Consider the following 23,909-nt stretch of genomic DNA (forward strand, 5'->3'; position numbering starts at 1 on the left):
ATCTGGACCGCCTTTTTGTGCTTCATGAACGGCATGATTGCCATAGATTCAAGTTCTTGCCCTGGCTATTCCAGCATATCAATAATGCTTTGGGCGCTTTGCATGGGATGGAAGCGGTCGATCTCCTTAAGCAGGCTTTGGCGTTCGGCTTGCACCTCGTCATAGCTGTACAGCAGCCGTTTCATCCATCCGTCTACCACCTGAAGTGAAGAAATGGGTTCGCCCAGACCAGCTGCCATGAAATAACGGCAGTTTTCTTCTTCCTGCCCGGGGAGCGGATCATAAAACAGCATAGGAATTCCCTTAGCCAGACCCTCGCTGCAGGTCATTCCGCCCGGCTTGGTAACCAGCAGATCAGAGATTTCCATCAACTTGTCAATTTCACGTGTGAAGGCGATCAGCGAAACGTTGGGGTGACTGTACAGTGGATTCTCCCGCATTGCATGAAGCAGCTTCTCGTTTTTACCCAGGCAAAAAATTATCTGCACCTTGTCCCGCCAGCCGGCCAAAGCTTCGTTAATGACCTCGTCGTTCATCATTCCCCAGCCGCCGCCCATAACCAGAACGGTCGGCATGTCCTGAAGAGTGAACTGCTTCAGAATATCCGCTCTGCCCGGATGCTCCCAGAAGTTCGGATGAACCGGCATACCGGTGACCTGGATTTTGGCTGCTGAGACGCTTCGGCCGCGCAGCTTGGCTTTGACCTCTGGAGTAGAGACCAGATACCGGTCAACTTCTGGACTGATCCAGGTCGCATGGGCGTCGTAATCGGTTATGACGGTGATCAGGGGTGCCTTGAAGGCCGGATCGAGCCGTTTGAGGCGGGAAACGACGGCACTGGGAATGAAATGAGTACAGACGATAATGTCGGGCCTCAGCTGCTTTACAATATTTTGTGTATGTGTATAAAATATGCGGTGCAGGGCAAGTGTGGTAAGACGATTGAATGATTTCTGGTGACGGTACACATATCCCATCAGCTTGGGTTGGGAGGTTACCGTCTTACGGTATGCTGACACAATCAGAGGCGCCATTTTGGGATTCAGAAAGCTTCCAAGCTCAAGCACCTTTGTTTGCAGATTAGGCGACAATTTACGCAGGCTGCTTGATAGCGCGTAAGCCGCTTGCGTATGCCCTGCGCCAAAACCTTCAGACAGCAATAGTACTCTCTTTTTACGCAATGTATAATCCACCTGTTTTCGTGAATGGTATTCGCCGGTTTAGATGATCTCTGACTTTAGAACCACAAGACAACTGTACCTGCTGCGACTCCGGAACCAATTACTGCACCTGCAAAAACGTCTGACGGATAGTGCAGTCCGAGATAAATTCGGGAAAATCCGACAATGCAGGCCAATGGCAGCAGTATGACGGTCAGAGCAGGAAAGGCCATCATGTAAGGCACTGTAGAAGCGAAGATAGCAGTCGTATGGCCGGAAGGAAAAGAATGATCCTTAAGCGGATTGTGAAACGTATTGGTGCCCGGGAGCGCCAGATACGGCCGCATACGCGGATAGAGCTTTTTGGCCACAGCAACAGGCAGATGGCTGATAGCCAGGGCAGTCAGAGCCTTAAGCCCCGCAGTTCTTAAAGGCTCAGGGGACAGCGCCCAGATCAGCAGATTAATGCCAATGGCGCTTGTGGCTCCACCCAGATGGGTCAGATAAAAAAGCCAGAAGTTCAGGACAGGATGATGCAATCGTCCGTTAATCCACTTGAACATGCGCTGCTCCAAGAGATGCATTTTCATAAACAGATGTCTCATATCTTGTCCCTCCGATAGTCCGGCTGATGATCATAGTCGCAGCTGCAGTAATCCGGTCTATGCCATAAAGCTGTCTTTATCATACTTTTTTAAGGTAGTCCATTTCAAGGAAAAAGCTCGGGTTCGCTCGGAAATTGCCAGTTTTGACTTCATCACCACTTACGCCTTACAATGATTCAAGCAGGCGGAACGCGTTTATAAGGTAACAGAGAAAAAGAGGAGCCGAAGACAGAGGCATCCGGGCCTTATCTTTTGACGTAATAGACATACAGGCAAGCCTGCCTTAGCAAAAAGGGAAGCCATAGGTCTTACTGTAAGGGATGCAACAAAAGGGTCAGCAAGAACGTTAGCAATGCCAGAGAGAGAAAAAAAGAACATCAAGATTGAAAAGGGGGCATCAAAGGTCATGACAGACGCACTGTTTGTTACGCTCCAAGTGATCTTGGCGGCTATCGCAGTCTATCAGTTTACGTTTTCGTTATTTGGACTGCACAAGAAAAGGAATAAGGCTCACTTCACTCCGCAAAAATCATTTGCTGTACTGGTTGCCGCACATAACGAGGAAGAAGTCGTCGGCGCTCTGATGGAGAATTTAAAACAGCTTAATTATCCCCAGGAACTGTACGATGTATTTGTCATCTGCGACAACTGTACGGATGGTACAGCAAAGATTGTAAGGGAACACGGCATGAATGCCTGCGTCCGTACCAACAACAACTTGCGGGGCAAGGGCTTTGCTATTGAATGGATGCTCAAGGAACTGTGGGCCATGCCGCGGCAATATGATGCCGTCGTTATGTTCGATGCCGATAATCTGGCTCACACAGAATTTCTGATGGAGATGAACAATGATCTCTGCTCAGGCGCACGCGTTATTCAAGGCTATATCGATACGAAGAATCCGGAGGATTCCTGGATCACTGCCGCTTACGGTGTATCCTACTGGTATATCAACCGGCTCTGGCAGCTGTCGCGTCACAATCTCAATATGGCGAACTTCCTTGGTGGAACGGGTATGTGCTTCGAGACCAATCTGCTTAAGGAAATGGGCTGGGGAGCGACAAGCCTTGTAGAGGATTTAGAATTTACTATGCGTAGTGCCTCTAAGGGCGTCTATCCAAGATTTAATTACGACGCCAAGGTTTTCGACGAGAAGCCACTGACATTCAAGGCTTCCTCAAGACAGCGGCTGCGCTGGATGCAGGGTCACTTTACGGTGGCTCGCCGTTATTTCTTTCCTTTGCTGTGGCAAAGTATTAAAGAACGGAGTCTTACGAAATTTGACCTGGCTCTATATGGTGCCAATGTCTACATCGTGCTGTTGACGTTCTTGATGACCGCGGTCATGTTTATCGACAACACCATGTTTGGAGGCCCGCATATAGCCAACATCTATGGGCAGCTGCCACTGTGGCTTAGTTACTTTGCGGTTGGCGCCAATATTCTAACCTTCCTGCTCGCGATGGCGCTGGAGAAGGTTAAGTTCAAGAAGGTATATCTGTATTTGCTGGTCTTCCCGATCTACCTGATCTCTTGGTACCCCATCACGTTCTATGCGTTCTTTACGCAGAACAACAAGCAGTGGAGCCATACCAAACATACGCGTGTCGTACGGCTTGAGGAAGTACAGAGCAAACAGGTTTCTTAACAAAGTTTTTTCTAGAAGAAAAGATATTACAGCTGTTGACACAGTGTGCATAGTGGTGTATAGTATTCAAGTATGCAAAACATAGGGATTGCAAGCAGAAGCACCGGCTTCTCACCTGACTGGCTATAAGCCAGCTGGTTTTGATCTCAATGCTTTATGGATGTTATAATTCATGAACGTTGATCAAACGGGGTGTCGGGAGTTACCGGCACCCCTTTTTTATGGAGAACCGCAGAATTGATTTCCCAAGTAGATCCGGAGGTGGAGTATTATCAGTAAGGAACATATGATCAATGATGAAATTCGGGCCAAAGAAGTTCGATTGGTTGGAGCGGAAGGCGAACAAATCGGCATCAAACCGATCCGCGAAGCGTTGCAGATGGCGATTGATCTTAATCTGGATTTAGTCAACGTAGCACCGCAGGCGAAACCGCCAGTATGCCGCATCATGGATTACGGCAAGTTCCGTTATGAAACGCAGAAGAAAGAGAAGGAAGCACGCAAGAACCAGAAGATCGTGGACATTAAGGAAGTTTGGTTCCGTGCTAACATTGAGGAACATGATTATCAGACCAAGTTCCGCAACGTTATCAAGTTTCTGGGTGAAGGCGACAAAGTGAAATGCTCCGTGCGTTTCCGCGGACGTGAGATTACACACGCCAGCATCGGTCAGAAGATTTTGGAACGTGTAAAGAGCGAAGTTGAAGATATATCTGTTGTAGAACGCCAGCCTAAGCTGGAAGGCCGCAGCATGATTATGATCTTGGCTCCCAAAGCCCAATAAATTTGGAGTCACTTGCACAGCAATTTGGCGCCGCATAATATTCAAGGAGGAAACACCATGCCTAAAATGAAAACTCACAGCAGTCTGAAAGGCCGTTTCAAGATCACCGGAACTGGCAAAGTACTGCGTTACAAAGCTCACAAGAACCACTTGCTTTCCCACAAATCCAAACGCGCAAAACGCGTATTGAACGGCAATCCGGTTATGGCCCCTGGGGACGTAAGACGCTTGAAACAAGGACTCGCTAACTTGAAATAGTTTTATCACACATTTTTGGGAGGTTTATTAATATGGCAAGAGTTAAAGGCGGATTTGTAGTTCGTCGTAGACATAAAAAAGTATTGAAGCTGGCAAAAGGTTATTTCGGTTCCAAGCACCGCATTTTCAAAACTGCTAACGAGCAGGTAATGAAATCGATGGTTTACGCATACCGTGACCGTCGTCAGACGAAACGTAACTTCCGCAGACTGTGGATCGTGCGTATCAATGCAGCAGCCCGTTTGAACGGACTGTCTTACAGCAAGCTTGTATTCGGCCTGAAATTGGCTGGAGTAGAAGTGAACCGTAAGATGCTGGCTGACCTGGCAGTAAACGACCTTAACGCATTCAACTCCCTGGCTGTAGTAGCCAAAGAGAAGATCAACGCGTAATTACTTAGAAGTAACCGAAAAGCACCGCCTGCGGGACATCCCGTGTGACGGTGCTTTTTTTTGGGCCTTGCAATGGGTTTACAGTTACTAGAAGAGAAGATCAAGACTTCAAAATGCGGGTTGGCTCAGAGATGGTTAGTCCTCCGCACTGCTCACTCCCAGTACTTGGTTGTGCTCAGCTGGGATGCCAACAGCTTGCTGCTGGTTCTTCTGATCTTGCGCAGTTCGGAACGCTGATCTGCAGAAGCGCTGATGAGCTTTTCCTCATCGGTTTCGGCAATGATTGCGGGTACCAGTGCCGGCGTGCCGTCTTCATGCACGGCCACAAAGGTAAGGAAAGATGTAGCGGCAACAGCGCGTTCGCCGGTATACAGGTTCTCTGAAATGATTTTGACGAATACCTCAATACTGGTTCTGCCTGTCCAAGAGACAAAGGACTCAAAGCATACTGAATCGGTGGGTCTTATAGGCAGGAGAAAATCTACAGAGTCTGCAGAGGCGGTAACTACATTAGTCCGGCAGTGACGCATTGCAGAGATGGATGCGACTTCATCAATCGTACTCATTAACTTGCCTCCGAACAGCGTCTTGTGATTGTTGACATCATTCGGGAATACACGGCCTGTTTTGAACACGCGGGATTCTCGGCAGTATTTGAAATCCGGTGCAGCTTGGGGTTGGTTTTGATCATCCATTTTTCAGTACTCCCTTTTTATAGAATATGTAAACATTCATGATAATAGAAAACACATATCCGTGCAATAATATTTATATGTGCTGAAGATAATCAGGCGATTCGAGTATTTCTGACATGGTTTGAGTGTTTTGTTGACACGTAATGTAACAGTAAACGGTTTCTTGTGAAAAAATGCAAATTATTATTGACCTGAGGTCATTTATAGACTGGATTTTAGGGTTTTTACCAGTTATAATTTGATCTAATGGTATGTCCAAGAACACAGAAGACATCCAATTTCTTAAGGGGGATCACACTCAATGAAAAAGGTTTACCAACTATCTCTTGTTATGTTGCTTGCGTTCACTGTCATTCTGGCAGGCTGCGGAAAGAACAATAACAACGGCAATGCAGCAAGCAACGCTGGAACAGCAACCAATGCACCAGCTGAAGCAACAGCAGCACCAACGGATGCTCCTAAAACTGACGTCAAAGTCGGTCTGGTTACTGACGTAGGTGGCGTAAACGACAAATCGTTTAACCAATCTGCTTGGGAAGCTCTGCAGGCCCTTCAAAAAGAAACCGGTATTGATATCAAATATCTGCAAAGTAAATCCAATGCAGACTACGAGCCAAACCTTAATCAATTCGTTAAAGGCGGCTACAACCTGACTTGGGGTATTGGTTTTGACCTTGGCGATGCTGTTAAGAAAGTTGCAACTGAGAATCCGAACGCTAATCTTGCGATTATCGACAGTGTGGTAGATGCTCCTAACGTAGAATCCGTTACCTTCTCCGAAAATGAAGGTTCCTTCCTGGTTGGTGTAGTTGCAGGTCTGACTACAAAAACCAACAAAGTAGGTTTCATCGGCGGTATGGAAAGCCCAGTAATCAAACGTTTTGAAGTAGGTTTCGTTGCTGGTGTAAAGGCTGTTAACCCTAATGCAACCGTAAAAGTTACTTATGCAGGTGCTTATGACAAGCCGGATGTTGGTAAATCTTTGGCAGCTACCCTGTACAATGATGGCAATGACATCATCTTCCCTGCTGCCGGCGCAACTGGCAACGGCGTATTCAACGAAGCTAAATCCCGTAACAAAGCAGGCGGTGCTAAAGTATGGGTAATCGGCGTAGACAAAGACCAATCCCTGGAATTTGGTGATGATGTAACTCTGACTTCCATGATCAAACGTGTTGACGAAGCGGTTAAGAAAGTTTCCCAGCAGGTTGTTGACGGAACATTCAAAGGCGGCAGTACAACTGTACTGGGTCTGAAAGACAACGGTGTAGGCCTTCCTGAAACTTCCAAGGCTAACGTATCGGCTGAAATTCTTGCCAAAGTTGATGAATACAGCAAAAAAATCATTGATGGAACAATCAAAGTTCCTACCGAGTAAGACTGACTTGATGTTTCTTGCCTTACAATAATGAACAAGGAACAAGGCCGGTTATTGAGCTGGCCTTGTTCCTTGTTAGTGGAATGTAACTTGCAATAACTTAGACAGAGCTGTACCGTCCTTCATAGGACGGTACAGCCGTGTCTACAAGGAAATATATATATTCTGTGATGAGGGTGATTCCATGAGTGCTGCGGCTCCTGTCGTAGAGTTGAAGCAAATCACAAAACGCTTTCCCGGTATCGTTGCGAACGACTCCATCAGTCTTACGCTCGAAAAAGGAGAAATTCATGCACTGCTAGGTGAAAACGGAGCAGGCAAATCCACCTTGATGAACATTGTCTTCGGATTGTATCAACCCGATGAAGGCAGCATCGAAATCGACGGGAATCCGGTTATTATCGATAACCCCAATAAAGCGATTGAGCTTGGCATTGGAATGGTTCACCAGCATTTCAAGCTTGTAGAGCCTTTTACGGTAACTGAGAACATTGTTCTTGGTATGGAACCGAAAAAAGGTCTTAAAATCGACTATAAATCCGCTGCGGAGCAGGTTCGCAAGCTATCGGAGCAGTACGGTCTTCAAGTCAATCCCAATGCCAAGATTTACGACATTTCGGTTGGTATGCAGCAAAGGGTAGAAATTATGAAGACCCTGTACCGTGGTGCGGATATACTTATATTCGACGAGCCTACCGCTGTGCTTACGCCACAGGAAATTACCGAACTGATGGCGATTATGAAGCGGCTCGTTGCAGAAGGCAAATCCATCATTTTGATTACGCATAAGCTTAAGGAAATCATGCAAATTTCCGACCGGGTTACTATCATCCGTCGGGGGAAAGTTATTGATACTGTGAAGACTGCTGAGACGAATCCGAATGAGCTGGCTGAAAAAATGGTAGGACGCGGTGTAACCTTCAAGGTAGACAAGCAGCCTCCGCATATTGGCGGAAGTGTACTCAAGCTGACGAATGTCAGCAGTAAGAGTAAAGATGGCGTATCGGTACTGGACGGTCTCAATTTTGAAGTGAAGGCTGGCGAAATCCTCGGTATTGCAGGAGTGGACGGCAACGGACAAAGTGAGCTGATCCAGGCAATAACCGGCCTGCGTAAGATTGATTCCGGTTCTATTACCGTATCCGGCAAGGAGATTGCCAATCTGAGTCCACGCAAAATTTCTGAAATGAATGTCTCCCATATTCCGGAGGACCGTCATAAGCATGGGTTAGTGCTGGACTTTACAGTTAGCGAAAATATGGTGCTGGAGACATACTATAAGAGCCCGTATAATCAGAATGGATTCTTGAACAAAGAAGTCATCGATAAGCATGCCGAGGATCTGGTCAAGCAGTTTGATGTACGAACCCCCTCTATTGAGAACAAAGCACGCTCTTTGTCAGGCGGTAATCAACAGAAAGCGATTATTGCGCGGGAAATAGATAAAAATCCGACACTGCTGATTGCGGCCCAGCCTACCCGCGGCCTCGATGTCGGTGCGATCGAATTTGTGCAGAAGCAACTGATTGCTCAGCGCGACCAAGGGAAAGCGGTATTGCTGATCTCTTTTGAACTCGATGAAATTATGAATGTGTCCGACAGAATTGCCGTTATCTATGAAGGCCAGATTGTCGGTGAAGTATTCCCGCAGGATACCAATGATCAGGAACTGGGTCTGATGATGGCGGGAAGCTTGAAGCGGGGAGGCCATACGGATGTATAGACTCAAAAAAATATTTGCGACAGACAGCTACATTGTTCCTTTAGTCGCAATCGTGATGGGCTTCCTGGTTGGGGCTGTAGTTATGCTGATCGGCGGATACGATCCTATAGCCGCATACTCAGCGCTGTTCAAACGTGTATTTGGCAGTCCTTATGACTTTGGTGAGGCCATCCGCGAAATGACACCACTGATGTTCACAGGACTTGCAGTAGCCTTCGCCTTCCGTTCGGGGATGTTCAATATCGGTGCGGACGGACAAGTGCTTATTGGAATGACAGCAGCTTCTGTTGTTGGCATTAAGCTAGCCGGAGCCTTGCCGAATTTCTTGCTGGTTCCGCTAGCAGTTATCATTGCTGGAGTCTGTGGCGGCCTTTGGGCAGGCATTGCTGGATATCTCAAGGCAAAACGCGGAATCAACGAAGTTATTACAACAATTATGCTGAACTGGATTGCACTGTTCCTGTCCAACTATATTGTCAGAACATTCTTGCTGCTTCAGGGGCAAAACCGTTCTGAGGATATTCCGGCCTCGCTGTCCATGACATTTCTAAACTCAATGTTTGATAATGCACGGATTCACTGGGGGACTGCAATCGCACTTGCTGCAGCAGTGTTCTTCTATGTCTATCTGTGGAAAACCAAACAGGGTTACGAAATGCGCGCCGTCGGCTTGAATCCGCATGCTGCAGAATACGCAGGTATGAATGTTGGCCGCAATGTCATCAAGGCCATGTTCATCAGCGGTGTTTTTGCCGGTCTGGCAGGTGCTGGAGAAGTGCTTGGTGTATTCCATTATCAATCTGTATTTGCGGCTTCTCCAGGTTATGGTTTTGACGGTATTGCCGTTGCGCTGCTTGGTCTGACCCATCCACTCGGAGTGATTTTGGCTGCTATTCTCTACGGTAGTTTGACTTATGGATCTGCAGGTATGAGCTTTGGAGCGGATGTTCCTCCTGAACTCATCCGAATCGTAATCGGTTCAATTATTTTCTTCATTGCGGCACAAGGAATTGTGCGCTGGGTGCTTAAACCGTTCTACTTCAAGCGCAAGAAAGAGAAGGTGTTATAGATGGAAGTATTAGGCCAATTGCTCAATACAACGCTTGTTTTTTCCACAGCGCTGATTTTTGCTGCCCTCGGTGGCATCTTCTCTGAACGCTCCGGTGTCGTGAACATTGGACTTGAAGGCTTGATGATGTTTGGTGCCTTTGCTGCAGCTGTAGGCGGCTATTATGCACAAGATGCAGGTATGGGTGAATGGGCTCCATGGGTCGGTGTAATCTGTGCTATGGTGGTCGGGGTGCTTGGTTCACTTATTCATGCGGTAGCATCGATTACGTTCAAGGCAGATCAGACGATCAGTGGTACAGTCATTAACTTTCTGGCTGCCGGGAGTACGCTTTATGTAGTTAAACTGATTTTTGAAGGAGCTGGCGAAACACCGTTGCTGGACGGATTTAGTAAAGTGCCTATCCCTGGGCTCTCCAAAATTCCGGTTATTGGTGAAGGGATTTTTAATTCCTATCCGACGACTTATCTTGCGATAATCCTGGTTATTGTCATTTATTTTGTGCTCTTCAAGACTCCATTTGGCCTCCGCCTCCGTGCAGTCGGTGAACACCCAAGTGCGGCGGATACGCTTGGTGTCAACGTAAACCGTATGAGATATATCGGCGTAATGCTGAGCGGGCTCTTGGCTGGTATTGGCGGAGCCACCATCACACTTACGACAACAGGCACCTTTGCGCACAACACGGTTTCCGGTCAGGGCTTTATCGCCATTGCGGCGATGATTTTTGGGAAATGGAATCCGCTTGGCGCGTTCGGCGCTGCAGTATTCTTCGGGTTCTCTCAAGCAATCCGCAACTATGTGCAATTGTTCGAGTGGTCTAAGGACATCCCGCAGGAATTTATCTTCATGATTCCTTATGTGTTAACGATTATTGTTCTAGTCAGTGCTGTTGGCCGTTCTTCGGCTCCGAAGGCATTGGGTGAACCTTACGACCCTAGCAAACGTTAATCTTGATGCAGTGTTTGCTGCATTGATCAAAAAACGCATTTCCGGTATGATCCGGGAATGCGTTTTTTTTGTTGAAATTCCACGAAAAGCCGGCAGGGACAGGTGTACAGGCGAAGCACGCTAGACTCGAATAGACTGTTGTGAAGAAAACAAGTTTTGTTCGAAGCCAATCAGGAAGCCTATGCTTACAAAACTTGAGTTTATGCTTTCGAAGTTAGTTTGTACAAAGTGATCTCTGAAAGCCTATGCTTACAAACTTTTAGGAGGGATAATATGGCACAGCCGGTTACAAAGAGACAGGTGATGAAGCTGGTAGGCAAAAATATTGTCGCAGTGAAAAAGGATGGCACGAAAGTAACGGGCAAGCTGCTCCGAGTTTCAGGCAGCCGTCTGGTACTACAACGGATCACCGGTAAAAAAGTGCAAACCAAGGCCTTGATTCCACTGGTGCTGTTTGATTTGCTGGCCATCGGTACAGCTCCCTACGCATATGGCGGAGGTTATGGTTATGGTGGTGGAGTTCCCGGACCTTACGGCGGACCTGGAGCCGGACCTTATGGCGGATACGGACCTGGCTACGGACCTGGTTACGGCGTCCCGCCGATTGGTTTCTTTTAAGCTCTGATCCTGCCAGCTAAAGGTTTTTCGAACTCGTAGCAGAAGTTTTGCGGCTGATAACGGGCTACGCTGTAGCCCAATTTTTGATAAAAGGAAATGCCCGGCACATTGCCGATGTCCACAGAAACTTTGGCCCTCTGGCACCCGCGTGATAGTGCAAACCGTTCTGCTCTATCCATGAGCATATTCCCCCAACGTTTGCGTCTCGCGGCAGGGGCTATAGCCAACATGTCGATATAGAGCAAGTCTCCATGCAGCATGAAATGAACGAAGCCCAGCGGATTACTTTCGTAATCTGGACAAGCGACAAGGGTAACCCCTTGACCCAGACGCCGGGGCAGATCTTTTCGGACCTGGTTGATTACCGTCTGCGGAAGATGCGATAATGGAACCAGCTGTTTCTCAATCAAGTCAAGAATGACAGTATCATCCTGCTTGGGTCTGCGGTAACGAATCATAAAGCGCCCCCTTCACGCATTGTCGTACATCATATGCCCAGAGGGGTGTGGGCGTTCCGGCAAGAATAGAACAACGATTTATGACGATTGCAGAAAAGATGGGTATTGACTAACCGTGTGAGGAATCATATAATGTGTCTAAACATTTAACGAACATACATGCATCGGCAATGATGAGGACGAAGTTTTAAGGGCTCTTTTGCTCAGAGAGTGAGAGGAATTGCTGCAACCTCCACCAGAATCCCTTATATACGAGCTCACCTCGGAGCTGTTTCCCTGAAAGGTCTATCGGCAAGAGTGGTGGAATTATTAGGGGGAATCGTTTGGTCCGCGTTAGGGACTTCAGGTTACAGAGATTTGGGCCCTGCCTACATCGATGGATTTTTGTATCCTGATAAGGTGTTGCATCGTGAGATGCAATGCAAACATGGGTGGTACCACGGAAGATCAACCTTTCGTCCCTCACGCGCTGTCTTCTGCGCGTGGGTGGCGAAAGGTTTTTTTGTTGCCAGGAACATTATCGGCCGTATATAGGACGTTCTGTCATTTGCATAATGAATGTTAACTATCGAAGGGAGGAATACTGATGAGCGCGCAAATACCGGAAGTACAGTCTATAGAGCAGTTACGTGAGAAATGGAAAAATCCCGAGGTGATTACGGGTTCCGAGGTGCTGCTGCGCAGTCTTGTATTGGAAGGGGTAGATACCGTATTCGGATATCCGGGCGGTGCCGTATTGTACATCTACGATGCTCTTCATGGCTTCACCGATTTCAACCATATCCTGACACGGCATGAGCAAGGCGCGATTCACGCGGCTGACGGCTATGCCAGAGCCAGCGGTAAGGCGGGTGTGTGCATAGCAACCTCGGGACCAGGAGCAACCAATCTGGTAACAGGTATTGCCACCGCATTTATGGACTCCGTTCCACTGGTAGTAATCACAGGTAATGTCTTTTCCAGCCTGATTGGAACGGACGCTTTTCAGGAAGCCGATATTACAGGCATAACCATGCCGATTACAAAACACAGCTATTTGGTACGTGATGTTGAGGATCTTCCGCGTATCATTCATGAAGCATTCCATATCGCAAACACCGGCCGCAAAGGTCCGGTACTGATTGATATTCCGAAGGATGTGTCGGCTGCCAAAACTCTGTTTGCTCCGGCCAAACAGCAGGGCGTCAATCTTCGCGGCTACAATCCGCGCACGGTTCCGAACAAGCTTCAATTGGATAAGCTGGTCCGCGCAATTTCATCTGCAGAACGTCCAATCATCATTGCCGGCGGCGGTGTCATATACTCCGGGGCTCATGAGGCCATGTACGAATTCGTAAAGCGGACAGAAATTCCAATCACCACAACATTGCTGGGTCTGGGCTGTTACCCGAGTGCAGAAGAGCTGTGGATGGGAATGCCGGGTATGCATGGTACTTACACGGCTAACAATGCCATTCAGCAATGCGATCTGCTGATTAATATCGGTGCCCGGTTCGATGACCGTGTGACCGGCAAGCTGGACGGTTTCGCACCAAAAGCGAAAATTGTTCATATCGACATTGATCCGGCTGAAATCGGTAAAAATGTATCGCCAGATATTCCGATTGTTGGTGATGTGAAGACGGTACTGGAAATGCTGATTCCTGAAGTAAGCCGTGCCGCCAATGCCGATGCCTGGAGAACGCAGATTGCCCAGTGGAAGCTGGATTATCCGCTCCGCTACAACGATTCCGATACTGAGCTCAAACCTCAGTGGGTCATCGAGATGATCAATGACACCACTAAAGGTGAAGCCATTGTAACTACAGACGTAGGTCAGCATCAGATGTGGGCAGCTCAGTATTACAAGTTCAATCATCCGCGTTCATGGATCACTTCCGGTGGACTTGGAACGATGGGATTCGGATTTCCGTCGGCAATCGGAGCACAAATGGCATATCCGGAACGGCTGGTAGTCTCCATTAACGGAGACGGCGGTATGCAAATGTGTTCACAGGAGCTTGCGATCTGTGCGATCAATAAGATTCCGGTTAAAATTGTAGTGATCAACAACCAGGTTCTGGGGATGGTCCGCCAGTGGCAGAACCTCATCTATGAGAAGCGGTACAGCTATACCGACCTTGCAGGCAGCCCGGATTTTGTAAAACTGGCTGAAGCATACGGGGTAAAAGGATTACGGGCAACAAACAAGGAAGAAGCAGGCGCTGCGTGGAAAGAAGCACTCGAAACGCCGGGACCCGTTCTGGTAGAATTCGTTGTTCCCAAAGACGAGAATGTCTACCCGATGGTAACTCAAGGGTCAACCATCGATCAAATGCTGATGGGGGATGAATGACAGTGATGAAACATACGATTGCTGTGCTTGTGAATGACCAGCCGGGTGTGCTGCAGCGGGTGTCAGGCCTGTTCGGCCGCCGTGGCTTCAATATTGAGAGCATCACCGTCGGGCAATCCGAAGAAGTAGGCCTGTCCCGGATGGTGATTGTAACACTGGGTGACCAGCACACTCTTGAGCAGATTGAGAAGCAGCTCTACAAGCTAATTGATGTAATCAAGGTAGTGGATCTGGGCTCTAAACCAATGGTAGCCCGCGAGCTCGCGTTGATCAAAGTCAAAGCGGAACCGGCTGAACGTCCGGAAATCATGGGTGTTGTTGAGACTTTCCGCGCTTCTGTAGTGGATATTGGTACAACCAGCCTGCTCGTACAGGTAGTTGGAGATACCCAGAAGATTGATGCAATGATTGAACTGCTCAAGCCTTATGGCATCAAAGAGCTGTCCCGCACAGGAGTTACGGCAATGATTCGGGGCAATGCCTGATCGTTATATTTTACAGCTTTAACGGATTACTGCTTGTTTGCATTAATTTGATAAGATAAGGGCAAGGCAATTCCCGCGAAAGAGCGGGGGCTTGAAGAGCAGTCTATCCAACCCTAAGGAATGAAGGCTCTTGAAGCACCCGCTCTTTACGATGGGTCCCAAATTAAAGGAGGATATTGACAATGGCAGTGACAACGTACTATGAACAGGATGCAGAACTTAGTGTACTAAAAGGGAAGACAATTGCAGTAATCGGGTACGGCAGCCAAGGGCATGCCCAGGCACAGAACCTGCGTGACAGTGGTCTTCAGGTTGTCATCGGCCTGCGCGAAGGTAAATCGTTCGAAACCGCCAAAAATGACGGCTTTGAAGTATTGCCGGTAGCTGAAGCAGTATCCCGTGCAGATGTTGTACAAATTCTTATGCCGGATGAAACACAGGCATCCGTATATAAAAATGAAATCGAACCAAACCTCAAAAACGGTGCGGCTCTGATGTTCTCCCACGGCTTCAACGTGCATTTTGGCCAAATTGTAGCTCCTAAGGATGCGGATGTCCTGCTGGTGGCTCCAAAATCCCCGGGTCACATGGTTCGCCGTACTTATGTTGAAGGCTTCGGCGTTCCCGGCCTGATTGCAATTGAACAGGATGCAACCGGCAATGCTCAGGCTATCGGCTTGGCTTATGCCAAAGGCATCGGCTGTACACGTGCAGGGGTTATCGAAACTTCGTTCCGTGAAGAAACCGAAACCGACTTGTTCGGCGAGCAGGCCGTTCTGTGCGGTGGCGTATCCGCGTTGATCAAAGCAGGGTTCGAGACACTTACCGAAGCAGGCTATGCTCCTGAAATGGCGTACTTCGAATGTCTGCATGAAATGAAGCTGATCGTTGACCTTGTGTATGAAGGCGGACTTGCAACCATGCGCGATTCCATCAGTAACACTGCCGAGTACGGTGATTATGTAACAGGTCCTCGCATCATTACAGATGAAACCAAAAAAGCGATGAAAGAAGTGCTCAGCGATATCCAACAGGGTAAATTCGCCCGTGACTTTATTCTTGAAAATCAATCCGGCCGTGCCTTCCTGACAGCGACCCGCCGCAACGAAGCTGCTCATCCGGTAGAAGTAGTCGGCAGCCAGCTGCGTGAAATGATGCACTGGATTAAGAAATAGTCTCATATACTTCAAACGAAGAACGTAATATAGTGTGATTCTCAGATGCGGCCGTGTTTTTTGCGGGCCGCATTTGAGGGTTTAAGCACAATCTTTTTCAGGAGGTGCTCAGCTTTGCGGAAAATATATGTGTTCGATACGACGTTGCGTGACGGCGAGCAGTCGCCGGGCGTCAATCTCAATACACGTGAAAAGGTAGAGATTGCGTACCAGCTGGAGAAGCTGGGGATTGACCGGATGGAGGCAGGATTTCCTGCAGCGTCACCCGGAGACCTGGCCGCGGTAAACGCAGTAGCGCGAGCCGTGAAGAATGTAACTTTGATTGGCCTCTCCCGTTCCAGAGAGAGCGACATTGATGCAGTTAAAGAAGCGCTTCAGGGAGCGCAGGACCCCTGCATTCATCTTTTCCTGGCGACGTCACCGATTCACCGGCAGCATAAGCTCCGAATGGAAAAGGCACAGGTTCTGGAGACTGCACAGGCTGCCATCCGTTATGCCAAGAAATATTTCTCCAAGCTGGAATTCTCACTGGAGGATGCCGGCCGCACTGAACGTGACTTCATGGCTGAAATGGTGGCGATGGCGATTCGTGAAGGTGCGAATGTGGTCAATATTCCCGATACTGTCGGTTATCTGAACCCCTCGGAATATGGTGCAATCTTCAAGTTTCTTAAGGACACCGTACCGGATATTGAAAAAGTTCAGCTTAGCGCCCATTGTCATAATGATTTGGGAATGGCTACAGCGAATACGCTGGCTGCGATTCAGAACGGTGCCGATCAGATCGAAGGTACCATCAACGGCATTGGCGAACGCGCCGGGAATACAGCTATTGAAGAGGTAGCGCTGGCGCTGGAGACACGCAGTGAGTTTTTCGATGCCAAGACATCGCTTGTACTTTCTGAGATCGCCCGTACCAGCCGTCTGGTCAGCAAGCTGACAGGCATGGTTGTTCCAGGCAACAAGGCGATTGTCGGTGCTAATGCCTTCGCCCATGAATCCGGGATTCACCAGGACGGCATGCTGAAGGAGAAAACCACTTACGAAATCATGACACCTGAAACCATCGGGCTCAAAGAGAGCAAGCTGGTGCTGGGCAAACATTCCGGCCGCCATGCATTCCGCGAAAAGCTCAGTGATCTGGGCTATGAGCTCTTGGAGGAAGAACTGAATACTGCGTTTGCCAAATTTAAGGATCTGGCAGATAAGAAGAAGGAAGTATCCGATGAGGACATTCTGGCGCTGCTGGAAGAAAAGCTGACCGATACTCCGGAAGTTTTTAGTCTGCAGACGATTTATGTCACTTATGGCAATGAGGCCACTCCTGAAGCCAAGGTAATCATTAACGGGCCAGACCCGCAACCGATTGTTGCGGTTGCTGAAGGCAACGGGTCAGTAGATGCGATCTATAATGCCATTGATCAGGCGACAGGGGAGGAAGTTACGCTTGGTGACTACTCCATTAAGGCCGTAAGCCGGGGCAAGGACGCGCAGGGTGAGGTGCACGTGGTGTTGTCACAGGGAGAGGTTGCCGCGCAGGGCCGAGGACTCAGCACAGATATTCTGGAGGCGAGCGCCCGTGCGTATCTGGATGCGCTCAACAAGCTGCTGGAGAAACGTAAGACGTATACACAGCGTGATCATGCGCAGTTGTAACCCATAAGACTTTTTATTTAGTGTAATTTTTGAAGCCATTCCTTCAGTAGAGTCCTCTCTGCTGACCGGATGGCTTTTTTTGTGCTGCAGTATTCGAATGATGTTACAGATAGCTCAGTTGCCCAATGAGTATGCTGGAAAGTATCAGCGTTTTATCAGTGACTTTAGTTACTATATATAATGTTATCTGTGATATTAACTCTGAATTTATTGTCGTTTTTGTGAAAAAACAATCGAAAATAGAAGAAATATATCGGTTTGTACATAGGCTGTTCAGAAATTGTTCATGCGTGAAGATTACAGTTAAGGCTGATATCTTACTCGGGGAGAAGAAGGAGACAACTGGTAATGAATAAAAAAAGAATGGCAGTCAATAACATAAACGGCAAGCAGATTATTTGGACTGTAGACGTGAACAAAGTATTGTCGAGTGTCCAAGGAGCAACGGTTACCGATACGATTCCTGCCGGCCTGGCGCTGGTGGATCCGCTGGACGTCAAGGTGTTTAACCTTAATGTGAAGCTGGATGGACAGGGAGCGGAGCTCGATGCTTCGCGTTATGCTGTAAAGACACCTTCCGGCAAGTTGAATGTTGCTTTTAATGATTCAACGATCACGGGGGCATACCGTATCCAATATACTACGGACATAACGGATGCTGCCAAGACGAGCTTTACCAATACTGCAGTCTTCAGCGGTTCAAACCAGGCGGGGGTTACAGCATCAGCGACAGTGAGCGTATCGCAGGGTACCTTTTTAAAGAAATCGTCCACCGATTATAATCCGGCAACACAGGTAACGTCCTGGGAGATTGATTACAACTATAATGAGCTTCAGCTTGCCCAGGCAGATGCTGTGCTGAAGGATTATTTTAACAACACGCAAGAGCTCTTGCCTGGTTCACTGCAAGTCTTCCCGGTTAATTTCCTGACCAGCTCAAGCGGCACCGCAGGAACTACTGAGGCTACCAATTATACAGTGAGTGAACCTTCGGTCCCAGCATGTCGACTACTCCCGAAGCCGCGGATTGAATGTGGAGGCTTTGCAGCTTCAATTGGATATTGCTCTCGCGAAGCTGTGACAGATCCAACAGATCGTTGAGCAGCAGGGACATGCGGCGGCCGACGGTGATCAGAAGTTTCAAATCCTCGGCATTCTGCTTATGCAGAGTGCTTTTATCGCTGGATAATCAGGGGTATCCCTTCAAAAATGGAGTATTCTTGTTGTAGGATATAGAATAGAGGATTTGAAATTACCGGGATTAAAAAAATATGAAATAAGTTGCAGGGGAAGTCATAGGCCCGGCGTCTAATATTATGAAGCTGAAGGAGGGGAGAACTACTTGGAAGAGGCAGAGTGGATATCAGCCGTGCTAAACGGGCAGCATCAGGCTTTTGAGCATTTGGTGTCGCGCTATCAAGGCATGGTGTATCGGGTATGTATCAAGATTACAGGAGAAGCCGAGTCGGCCAAGGATATGGCCCAGGAAGTCTTTATCAAAGCCTACAAGGCGCTCCCTTCCTTCAGAGGGCAATCCTCATTCTCCACATGGCTGTACCGGATTGCTTACCGGACCTGCCTGGACTGGAAACGGGCCAATGACAGGGAATGGAAGCACCGCAGTACGGCGGATTATACAGAGAATGATTGGGTGACATCGCAGACGCCTGAGCATGTGCTGCTCCGTAAGGAAGCTTCGGAGGAGCTGGGCGAGAATCTGAACCATCTCACAGAACCGTACCGGTCGGTCGTGCAGATGTATTATTTTCAGCGACACTCTTATCAGGAGATTGCCGAGCAGAAAGGCGTTTCGGTAAAAACAGTAGAGTCACAGCTGTACAGGGCCAGACAGATGATGCGTAAAAACGGGGAGGAATGGCGATGAATTGTGCAACAGTCAAAGAATGGATGCCGCATTATATCGAAGGCTTGCTGTCTCCGGAAGCGGAGCTGAGAATCCGTCTGCACATCGAGTCTTGTCCCGATTGCGCACAATGGCTGGAGGAAGCAAGAGAAATGTCTGCGCTATGGAATGAAATGGAGAATGGACAAGAGTCCTTGGATACACTTGATTTTCCGGATATTACTGCCGATGTTATGGGGCAAATTGAACAACTGGAATCGGGTCGCCGGGAAAGGGCAGTCAGAGCAACTATGGCAAGACGCCGCACAGCTCCCAGAACCTCTTGGGTACACTATGGGGTCGCGGTCGGTTTGACTTTTCTGCTGCTGCAGCTTGGGGTGTTCAAAGATATGGCCTACGGTATTACTGAGATTAATGGACATATGTCCACATCGGTCAGCGCCTGGCTTAACTCTGATGGTACAAATAAATAAATCAATATATCAGCAACTTCAAATAGGAGGATATTATATGATCAAAAAAAGACGTTGGCTCACCTTTCTTCTGGCTATGATTCCGGGAATCGGACATCTGTATTTAGGCTTCAAAAAATTGGGTCTTGAGTATATGATTGGAGCAGCACTGTGTATTATCTTTATCCCTTCCATGCCAACGGTTTTCCCGTTCGCATTGGCTGCTCTGTGGTTCTATCAATTATTTGATGCCCTTCAGAAAGCCGCGTGGATGAAAATAGCTGCCGAAGAGCATGAACGTATGATGTTCCACCCTGATAGCTACGGTGTGCCCTGGAGTATGGGGATGCCTGCCAGTCCGGCTTATCCCAATGATGAAGTTAGTCCGGTCTGGGTCGGTTTTGGCTGTGTAACTGCGGGCATTCTGCTGCTGATCATTACCACCTTTCCAGGGCTCTGGGATTTACTCACCGATATGAATATCGGATCCATTCTGTTGTCCCTGGGGCTGATCGGCTACGGGCTGAGAATGCTGAAGAAAAATCCAAAAGTATAGAGAAATGGGGAAATGAACAATGGCGAGATGGAAGATCGGCAGTTTTACTGCAGCTTTGGGCTGCATCATGTTGGGGGGGATTATTGCACTGGCCCAATTTGATGTGGTTACTTACCAGGCGCTTGCTTATCTCTGGCCTGCACTACTTATACTGTTCGGGCTGGAGACGCTGCTCCGGATATTTATTAAGTCCGATGCCAAAACCCGTGTTAGCGGCTGGGCTATTGTCCTGATCGTGGTATTGGTTGCAGCAAGCGGAGCCCAGAGGGTGCTGGCCGATGGCTCGCTCAGCGGGATTTTTGGAAGAACACAGCTTGTGCCGGTAAACGGAACAGTGGATGTGCAGGCAGGGATCAAAAATGTGAAGATTGAACTGCCACACGGTAAGGTTAAGCTGAGCGGTGTGGACGGAAATACGCTTGACTATGAGGGGAAGCTGGAAGTGCCGGGGAAATCGGAAAGTGAAGGGTCAAGCGCACTGGAGCAGAAGTGGTCAGTTGTAGCCGAAGGAGACACCTTGACTATGAAGCTTGAAGGGGATTCCGGCTGGCTCTCCAACATTCATATTGGATTTAATTTCAAAGATCCCTATATAAATGTCAACCTTCCCAGCAATCTTGCAGTAGAGGTTGAAACCAGTGACGGATCGATTGAAGCTGGAAATTTGAAGTCTGGTGTTGAAATGAACACTAGTAATGGAAGACTGGACATTCATGATGTAGCCGGCGGTGTAGATGCGCACACCAGCAATGGGACATTAACTGTGCAGAATGTGCAGGGTGAAGTGAAGCTGGTTAGCTCCAATGGTGCTCTGAATCTTGGCAATATCGACGGTTCGCTGTATGCCAAGAGCAGCAACGGCAAGATCACGATTAACTCGGCGATCACCGACGGATGGGAGTGTTCCTCCAGCAATGGCAAGATTGTAGTGGGCCTGCCAGCTGTTACCGATGCAACGATTACTGCAGATACCAGCAACGGCTCTCTGAAAGGGAATGTCAAATGGGATGGTGACGATAACAGTCACGGAACTGCTGTGCTCGGGAGCGGGACGCACAAAGTCTCCTTGTCTACGAGTAACGGATCAGTGACAGTGGATACGGCAGAATAATAACTAGGAGTTTAGACCGGATGCGGATAAAAAGAGCTGTTGTGCCTGGCAGAATGACTGCCATGAACAACAGCTTCTTTTTTAAGGTGTGAAGTGAGGGATCTGCTCCCCGCCTGTTGCTTCTGCTTGTTAACCCGCACTTGCTCCAGCAGTCATGACCGCGATTTGCTCACATAGAATTCACTCTACCAGGCATAGGCCTTCGGTGCTGCACCGCTCGGGCCAGGGAAGAGCTCGTCCAGACGCTTCAGTACGGACTCGTCCAGAACAACTTCAAGGCTGCGCAGTGCGCTTTCGAACTGCTCCAGCGTCCGCGGTCCGATAATTGGTGCCGTGACTGCCGGATTTGCCAGCAGCCAGGCCAGAGCGATGTTGTCCTGCGGTTCGCCAAGCTCAAGGCTGAGTTCGGCAAAAGCTTCAAGCTGGTTCTTGTGCTGTTCTACCCGATCCGCGTTCCCGCCGCTGCGGCTGCCCTCGATTTTCTTGAGCGCATTGCGTCCCAGCAGTCCCCCGTCGAGCGGACTCCAGGGGATAATCCCCAGACCGAGGTTCTGGGATGCAGGAAGAACCTCCAGCTCCGGCAGACGGCAGGTGAGGCTGTATTTATGCTGCTCCGATACAAGCCCCAGGAATCCCCGGGCTTTGGCTTCCTGCTGCGCCACTGCGATATCCCAGCCGGCAAAGTTGCTGGAGCCGACATAGCCGATTTTCCCCTGGCTCACTGCGAGTTCAAAGGCGCTCCACAGCTCATCCCACGAGACACTCCGGTCTACATGGTGCATCTGATACAGCTCAATGTGATCAGTCTGCAGACGCTGGAGCGAGCCCTCCAGATGCCGCCGGATAATATAGGACGAGAGACCGCTTTCATCATTAGGGCCGTCAAGCTTGTCGCTCATGGCGCCGTAGACTTTGGTGGCCAGTACTACCTTTTCCCGCCGACCGCCGCCCTGCTTGAACCAGCGTCCGATGATCGTCTCGGTAAGTCCGGAATTCTCACCCCAGCCATACACATTGGCCGTATCAAAAAAGTTGACCCCCGCATCCAGTGCGGCGTCCATAATGCGGAAAGCTTCCTTTTCATCCGTAATCGGACCAAAATTCATCGTTCCGAGACAAAGGCGGCTTACCTTCATACCTGATTTTCCAAGCTTTGCGTACTGCACCACACAACAACTCCTCTAACTGTAATGGCCAAGCCGGTTATCTAGATAAGTACATACTTATTGTAAACAACTTAAGAAACAAGAGCAAATGAACAGACAGGCCCTGCCGGGTGGGGAACCGCTAGTGCAATGGCCCGTCTTCATTTACTTTGCGTTATAGGCTGGGCCTATCACTCCCATAGAATCTATATCTTTGTCCTTTGGGCTTAGGTATGATACAACAATATACAGAAGAACTATGTCTGCGAGCAGCAGAAATCAGAGGAGTGACGGGAATGAGCGAGGTCAAAAAAATCGCCGTAATCGCCGGGGACGGTATCGGACCTGAAGTTGTGGCAGAAGCGTTGAAAGTATTGAAAAAAACGGAAGATTTGTTTGGTTATGCGTTTGAAACCGAGCAGGCACTCTTTGGCGGAATCGCCATTGATGAACGGGGAACTCCGCTTCCGGAGGACACACTCGAGATCTGCCGCAAGGCGGATGCCGTGCTGCTGGGTGCAGTCGGTGGACCGAAATGGGATAATAACCCGAAGGAACTGCGTCCGGAAACTGGCCTGCTGGGTATCCGTAAGGCGCTGGGATTGTTCTCCAATCTGCGTCCGGCTGTCGTTTTTGATTGCCTGAAGGATGCGTCAACACTGAAACCGGAAGTGCTGGAAGGTACGGATCTTATGGTGGTCCGCGAGCTGACCGGCGGCATTTATTTCGGAGACAAGCTGCGCCGTCAAGGTGAATTCGGCGAAGAAGCTGTGGATACTTGCGTATATAATGTTACGGAAGTGGAGCGCATCGTGCGCCAGGCCTTTGAAATTGCCGGCAAACGCCGCAACAAGCTGGCAAGTGTCGATAAGGCGAATGTTCTCGAGACTTCACGCCTCTGGCGTGAGGTTGTGAACAGAATTGCTCCGGAATATCCGCAAGTAGAGCTGGAGCATGTGCTCGTTGATAACTGCGCTATGCAGCTGCTGCGTCGTCCTGCCAGCTTTGATGTTATTGTGACTGAGAATATGTTTGGCGATATCCTGAGTGATGAAGCAGCGATGCTGACCGGTTCGATTGGTATGCTCGCCTCGGCATCGCTGGGCGAAGGCAGCTACGGTCTGTATGAACCGGTACACGGCTCTGCGCCTGATATTGCCGGACAAGGCCTGGCAAATCCGATCGCTACGATTCTGTCGCTCGCTCTAATGTTCCGTATGACCTTTGGTTATGAGGCAGCGGCAGCGGCCATTGAAGCTGCAGTGGCAGAAGTGCTTGATGCCGGTCACCGTACCAGTGATATCGCTGTAGACAAGAGTAAGGCTATCAGCACTACAGAGATGGGTGATCTCATTGTTGCCGCTATCCGTAAAGCCTAGGATGTAATCCAG

24 protein-coding genes are annotated in these 23,909 nt (G+C 48.9%); 19 read left to right on the top strand and 5 right to left on the bottom strand.

The genetic code is table 11. The features are described 5' to 3' along the window. Positions 1 to 65: 65 nt before the first annotated feature. Positions 66 to 1,181, bottom strand: coding sequence for an MGDG synthase family glycosyltransferase (locus tag A3842_RS11855; protein WP_074085857.1), 1,116 nt, complete (start codon positions 1,179 to 1,181; stop codon positions 66 to 68). Positions 1,182 to 1,237: 56 nt separating this feature from the next. Then, positions 1,238 to 1,765 carry a phosphatase PAP2 family protein gene (locus tag A3842_RS11860; RefSeq protein WP_074085856.1) on the bottom strand — a complete coding sequence of 176 codons (528 nt, stop codon included), beginning with the start codon at positions 1,763 to 1,765 and terminating at the stop codon, positions 1,238 to 1,240. 406 nt (positions 1,766 to 2,171) lie between these two features. Between A3842_RS11860 and A3842_RS11865 the strand changes: the two genes are divergently transcribed. From A3842_RS11865 to rplT, 4 genes are all read left to right on the top strand, one after another. Next, entirely contained in the window at positions 2,172 to 3,413 is a 1,242-nt protein-coding gene (locus tag A3842_RS11865) for a glycosyltransferase family 2 protein (RefSeq protein ID WP_074085855.1), read from the top strand. A 286-nt stretch (positions 3,414 to 3,699) separates the two neighbouring features. Then, on the top strand, positions 3,700 to 4,197 hold the full coding sequence (gene infC, locus A3842_RS11870) for a translation initiation factor IF-3 (RefSeq protein ID WP_020427376.1): 498 nt from the start codon (positions 3,700 to 3,702) through the stop codon (positions 4,195 to 4,197). 57 nt (positions 4,198 to 4,254) lie between these two features. Then, positions 4,255 to 4,455 (top strand): 50S ribosomal protein L35, encoded by a 201-nt coding sequence (gene rpmI, locus A3842_RS11875; protein ID WP_036696104.1) that lies wholly within the window; start codon positions 4,255 to 4,257, stop codon positions 4,453 to 4,455. 32 nt (positions 4,456 to 4,487) lie between these two features. Further along, complete coding sequence (gene rplT, locus A3842_RS11880; RefSeq protein ID WP_038587257.1) at positions 4,488 to 4,847, top strand: 50S ribosomal protein L20; 360 nt, start codon at positions 4,488 to 4,490, stop codon at positions 4,845 to 4,847. 152 nt (positions 4,848 to 4,999) lie between these two features. Here the strand turns inward: rplT and A3842_RS11885 are convergent, their stop codons facing one another. Then, positions 5,000 to 5,542, bottom strand: coding sequence for an acyl-CoA thioesterase (locus A3842_RS11885; protein ID WP_074085853.1), 543 nt, complete (start codon positions 5,540 to 5,542; stop codon positions 5,000 to 5,002). A 301-nt stretch (positions 5,543 to 5,843) separates the two neighbouring features. On the opposite strand from A3842_RS11885, the gene A3842_RS11890 reads away from it, so the two are divergent. The 5 genes from A3842_RS11890 to A3842_RS11910 all read left to right on the top strand — a co-directional run bounded on the left by A3842_RS11890 (position 5,844) and on the right by A3842_RS11910 (position 11,281). Then, complete coding sequence (locus A3842_RS11890) at positions 5,844 to 6,920, top strand: BMP family lipoprotein (protein ID WP_074085852.1); 1,077 nt, start codon at positions 5,844 to 5,846, stop codon at positions 6,918 to 6,920. A 184-nt stretch (positions 6,921 to 7,104) separates the two neighbouring features. Next, entirely contained in the window at positions 7,105 to 8,643 is a 1,539-nt protein-coding gene (locus A3842_RS11895) for an ABC transporter ATP-binding protein (protein WP_074085851.1), read from the top strand. Then, complete coding sequence (locus A3842_RS11900; RefSeq protein WP_074085850.1) at positions 8,636 to 9,712, top strand: ABC transporter permease; 1,077 nt, start codon at positions 8,636 to 8,638, stop codon at positions 9,710 to 9,712. Before A3842_RS11895 ends, A3842_RS11900 begins: the two co-directional genes overlap by 8 nt. After that, positions 9,713 to 10,663 (top strand): ABC transporter permease, encoded by a 951-nt coding sequence (locus A3842_RS11905; RefSeq protein WP_074101559.1) that lies wholly within the window; start codon positions 9,713 to 9,715, stop codon positions 10,661 to 10,663. 273 nt (positions 10,664 to 10,936) lie between these two features. After that, on the top strand, positions 10,937 to 11,281 hold the full coding sequence (locus A3842_RS11910) for a hypothetical protein (RefSeq protein ID WP_074085848.1): 345 nt from the start codon (positions 10,937 to 10,939) through the stop codon (positions 11,279 to 11,281). Here A3842_RS11910 and A3842_RS11915 read toward each other — a convergent pair. Next, positions 11,278 to 11,739 (bottom strand): GNAT family N-acetyltransferase, encoded by a 462-nt coding sequence (locus A3842_RS11915; protein ID WP_074085847.1) that lies wholly within the window; start codon positions 11,737 to 11,739, stop codon positions 11,278 to 11,280. The genes A3842_RS11910 and A3842_RS11915 overlap by 4 nt on opposite strands. A gap of 586 nt (positions 11,740 to 12,325) precedes the next feature. Here A3842_RS11915 and ilvB point away from each other — a divergent pair. The 9 genes from ilvB (at position 12,326) to A3842_RS11960 (ending at position 21,373) form a co-directional block, all read left to right on the top strand. Then, positions 12,326 to 14,074, top strand: coding sequence for a biosynthetic-type acetolactate synthase large subunit (ilvB, locus tag A3842_RS11920; RefSeq protein WP_074101560.1), 1,749 nt, complete (start codon positions 12,326 to 12,328; stop codon positions 14,072 to 14,074). Next, positions 14,071 to 14,559 (top strand): acetolactate synthase small subunit, encoded by a 489-nt coding sequence (gene ilvN, locus A3842_RS11925; protein WP_074085845.1) that lies wholly within the window; start codon positions 14,071 to 14,073, stop codon positions 14,557 to 14,559. Before ilvB ends, ilvN begins: the two co-directional genes overlap by 4 nt. A gap of 182 nt (positions 14,560 to 14,741) precedes the next feature. Continuing rightward, positions 14,742 to 15,734 (top strand): ketol-acid reductoisomerase, encoded by a 993-nt coding sequence (ilvC, locus tag A3842_RS11930; protein ID WP_074085844.1) that lies wholly within the window; start codon positions 14,742 to 14,744, stop codon positions 15,732 to 15,734. Between the two features lie 114 nt (positions 15,735 to 15,848). Continuing rightward, positions 15,849 to 17,390 carry a 2-isopropylmalate synthase gene (locus A3842_RS11935; RefSeq protein ID WP_074085843.1) on the top strand — a complete coding sequence of 514 codons (1,542 nt, stop codon included), beginning with the start codon at positions 15,849 to 15,851 and terminating at the stop codon, positions 17,388 to 17,390. Between the two features lie 348 nt (positions 17,391 to 17,738). Continuing rightward, positions 17,739 to 18,491, top strand: coding sequence for a collagen binding domain-containing protein (locus A3842_RS11940; protein WP_074101561.1), 753 nt, complete (start codon positions 17,739 to 17,741; stop codon positions 18,489 to 18,491). Positions 18,492 to 18,732: 241 nt separating this feature from the next. Next, positions 18,733 to 19,275: an RNA polymerase sigma factor gene (locus A3842_RS11945; protein WP_074085839.1), complete on the top strand. Its 543-nt coding sequence runs from the start codon at positions 18,733 to 18,735 to the stop codon at positions 19,273 to 19,275. Further along, the gene (locus A3842_RS11950; RefSeq protein ID WP_074085838.1) at positions 19,272 to 19,727 is read left to right on the top strand and encodes an anti-sigma factor family protein; all 456 of its coding nucleotides are present in this window, start codon (positions 19,272 to 19,274) and stop codon (positions 19,725 to 19,727) included. Before A3842_RS11945 ends, A3842_RS11950 begins: the two co-directional genes overlap by 4 nt. 37 nt (positions 19,728 to 19,764) lie before the next feature. Further along, on the top strand, positions 19,765 to 20,262 hold the full coding sequence (locus A3842_RS11955) for a hypothetical protein (RefSeq protein ID WP_074085837.1): 498 nt from the start codon (positions 19,765 to 19,767) through the stop codon (positions 20,260 to 20,262). Between the two features lie 19 nt (positions 20,263 to 20,281). Beyond that, positions 20,282 to 21,373, top strand: coding sequence for a DUF4097 family beta strand repeat-containing protein (locus tag A3842_RS11960; RefSeq protein WP_074101562.1), 1,092 nt, complete (start codon positions 20,282 to 20,284; stop codon positions 21,371 to 21,373). Positions 21,374 to 21,558: 185 nt separating this feature from the next. On the opposite strand, the gene A3842_RS11965 is transcribed toward A3842_RS11960, so the two are convergent. Then, the gene (locus A3842_RS11965) at positions 21,559 to 22,539 is read right to left on the bottom strand and encodes an aldo/keto reductase (protein ID WP_074101570.1); all 981 of its coding nucleotides are present in this window, start codon (positions 22,537 to 22,539) and stop codon (positions 21,559 to 21,561) included. Between the two features lie 275 nt (positions 22,540 to 22,814). Here A3842_RS11965 and leuB point away from each other — a divergent pair, with 275 nt between their 5' ends. Further along, positions 22,815 to 23,897, top strand: coding sequence for a 3-isopropylmalate dehydrogenase (gene leuB / locus A3842_RS11970; RefSeq protein ID WP_074101563.1), 1,083 nt, complete (start codon positions 22,815 to 22,817; stop codon positions 23,895 to 23,897). The last annotated feature ends 12 nt before the right edge of the window (positions 23,898 to 23,909 follow it).

It is taken from the genome of Paenibacillus sp. P3E (genome assembly GCF_001909045.1).
In the GTDB taxonomy this organism is placed as follows: Bacteria; Bacillota; Bacilli; order Paenibacillales; family Paenibacillaceae; genus Paenibacillus_AQ; species Paenibacillus_AQ helianthi.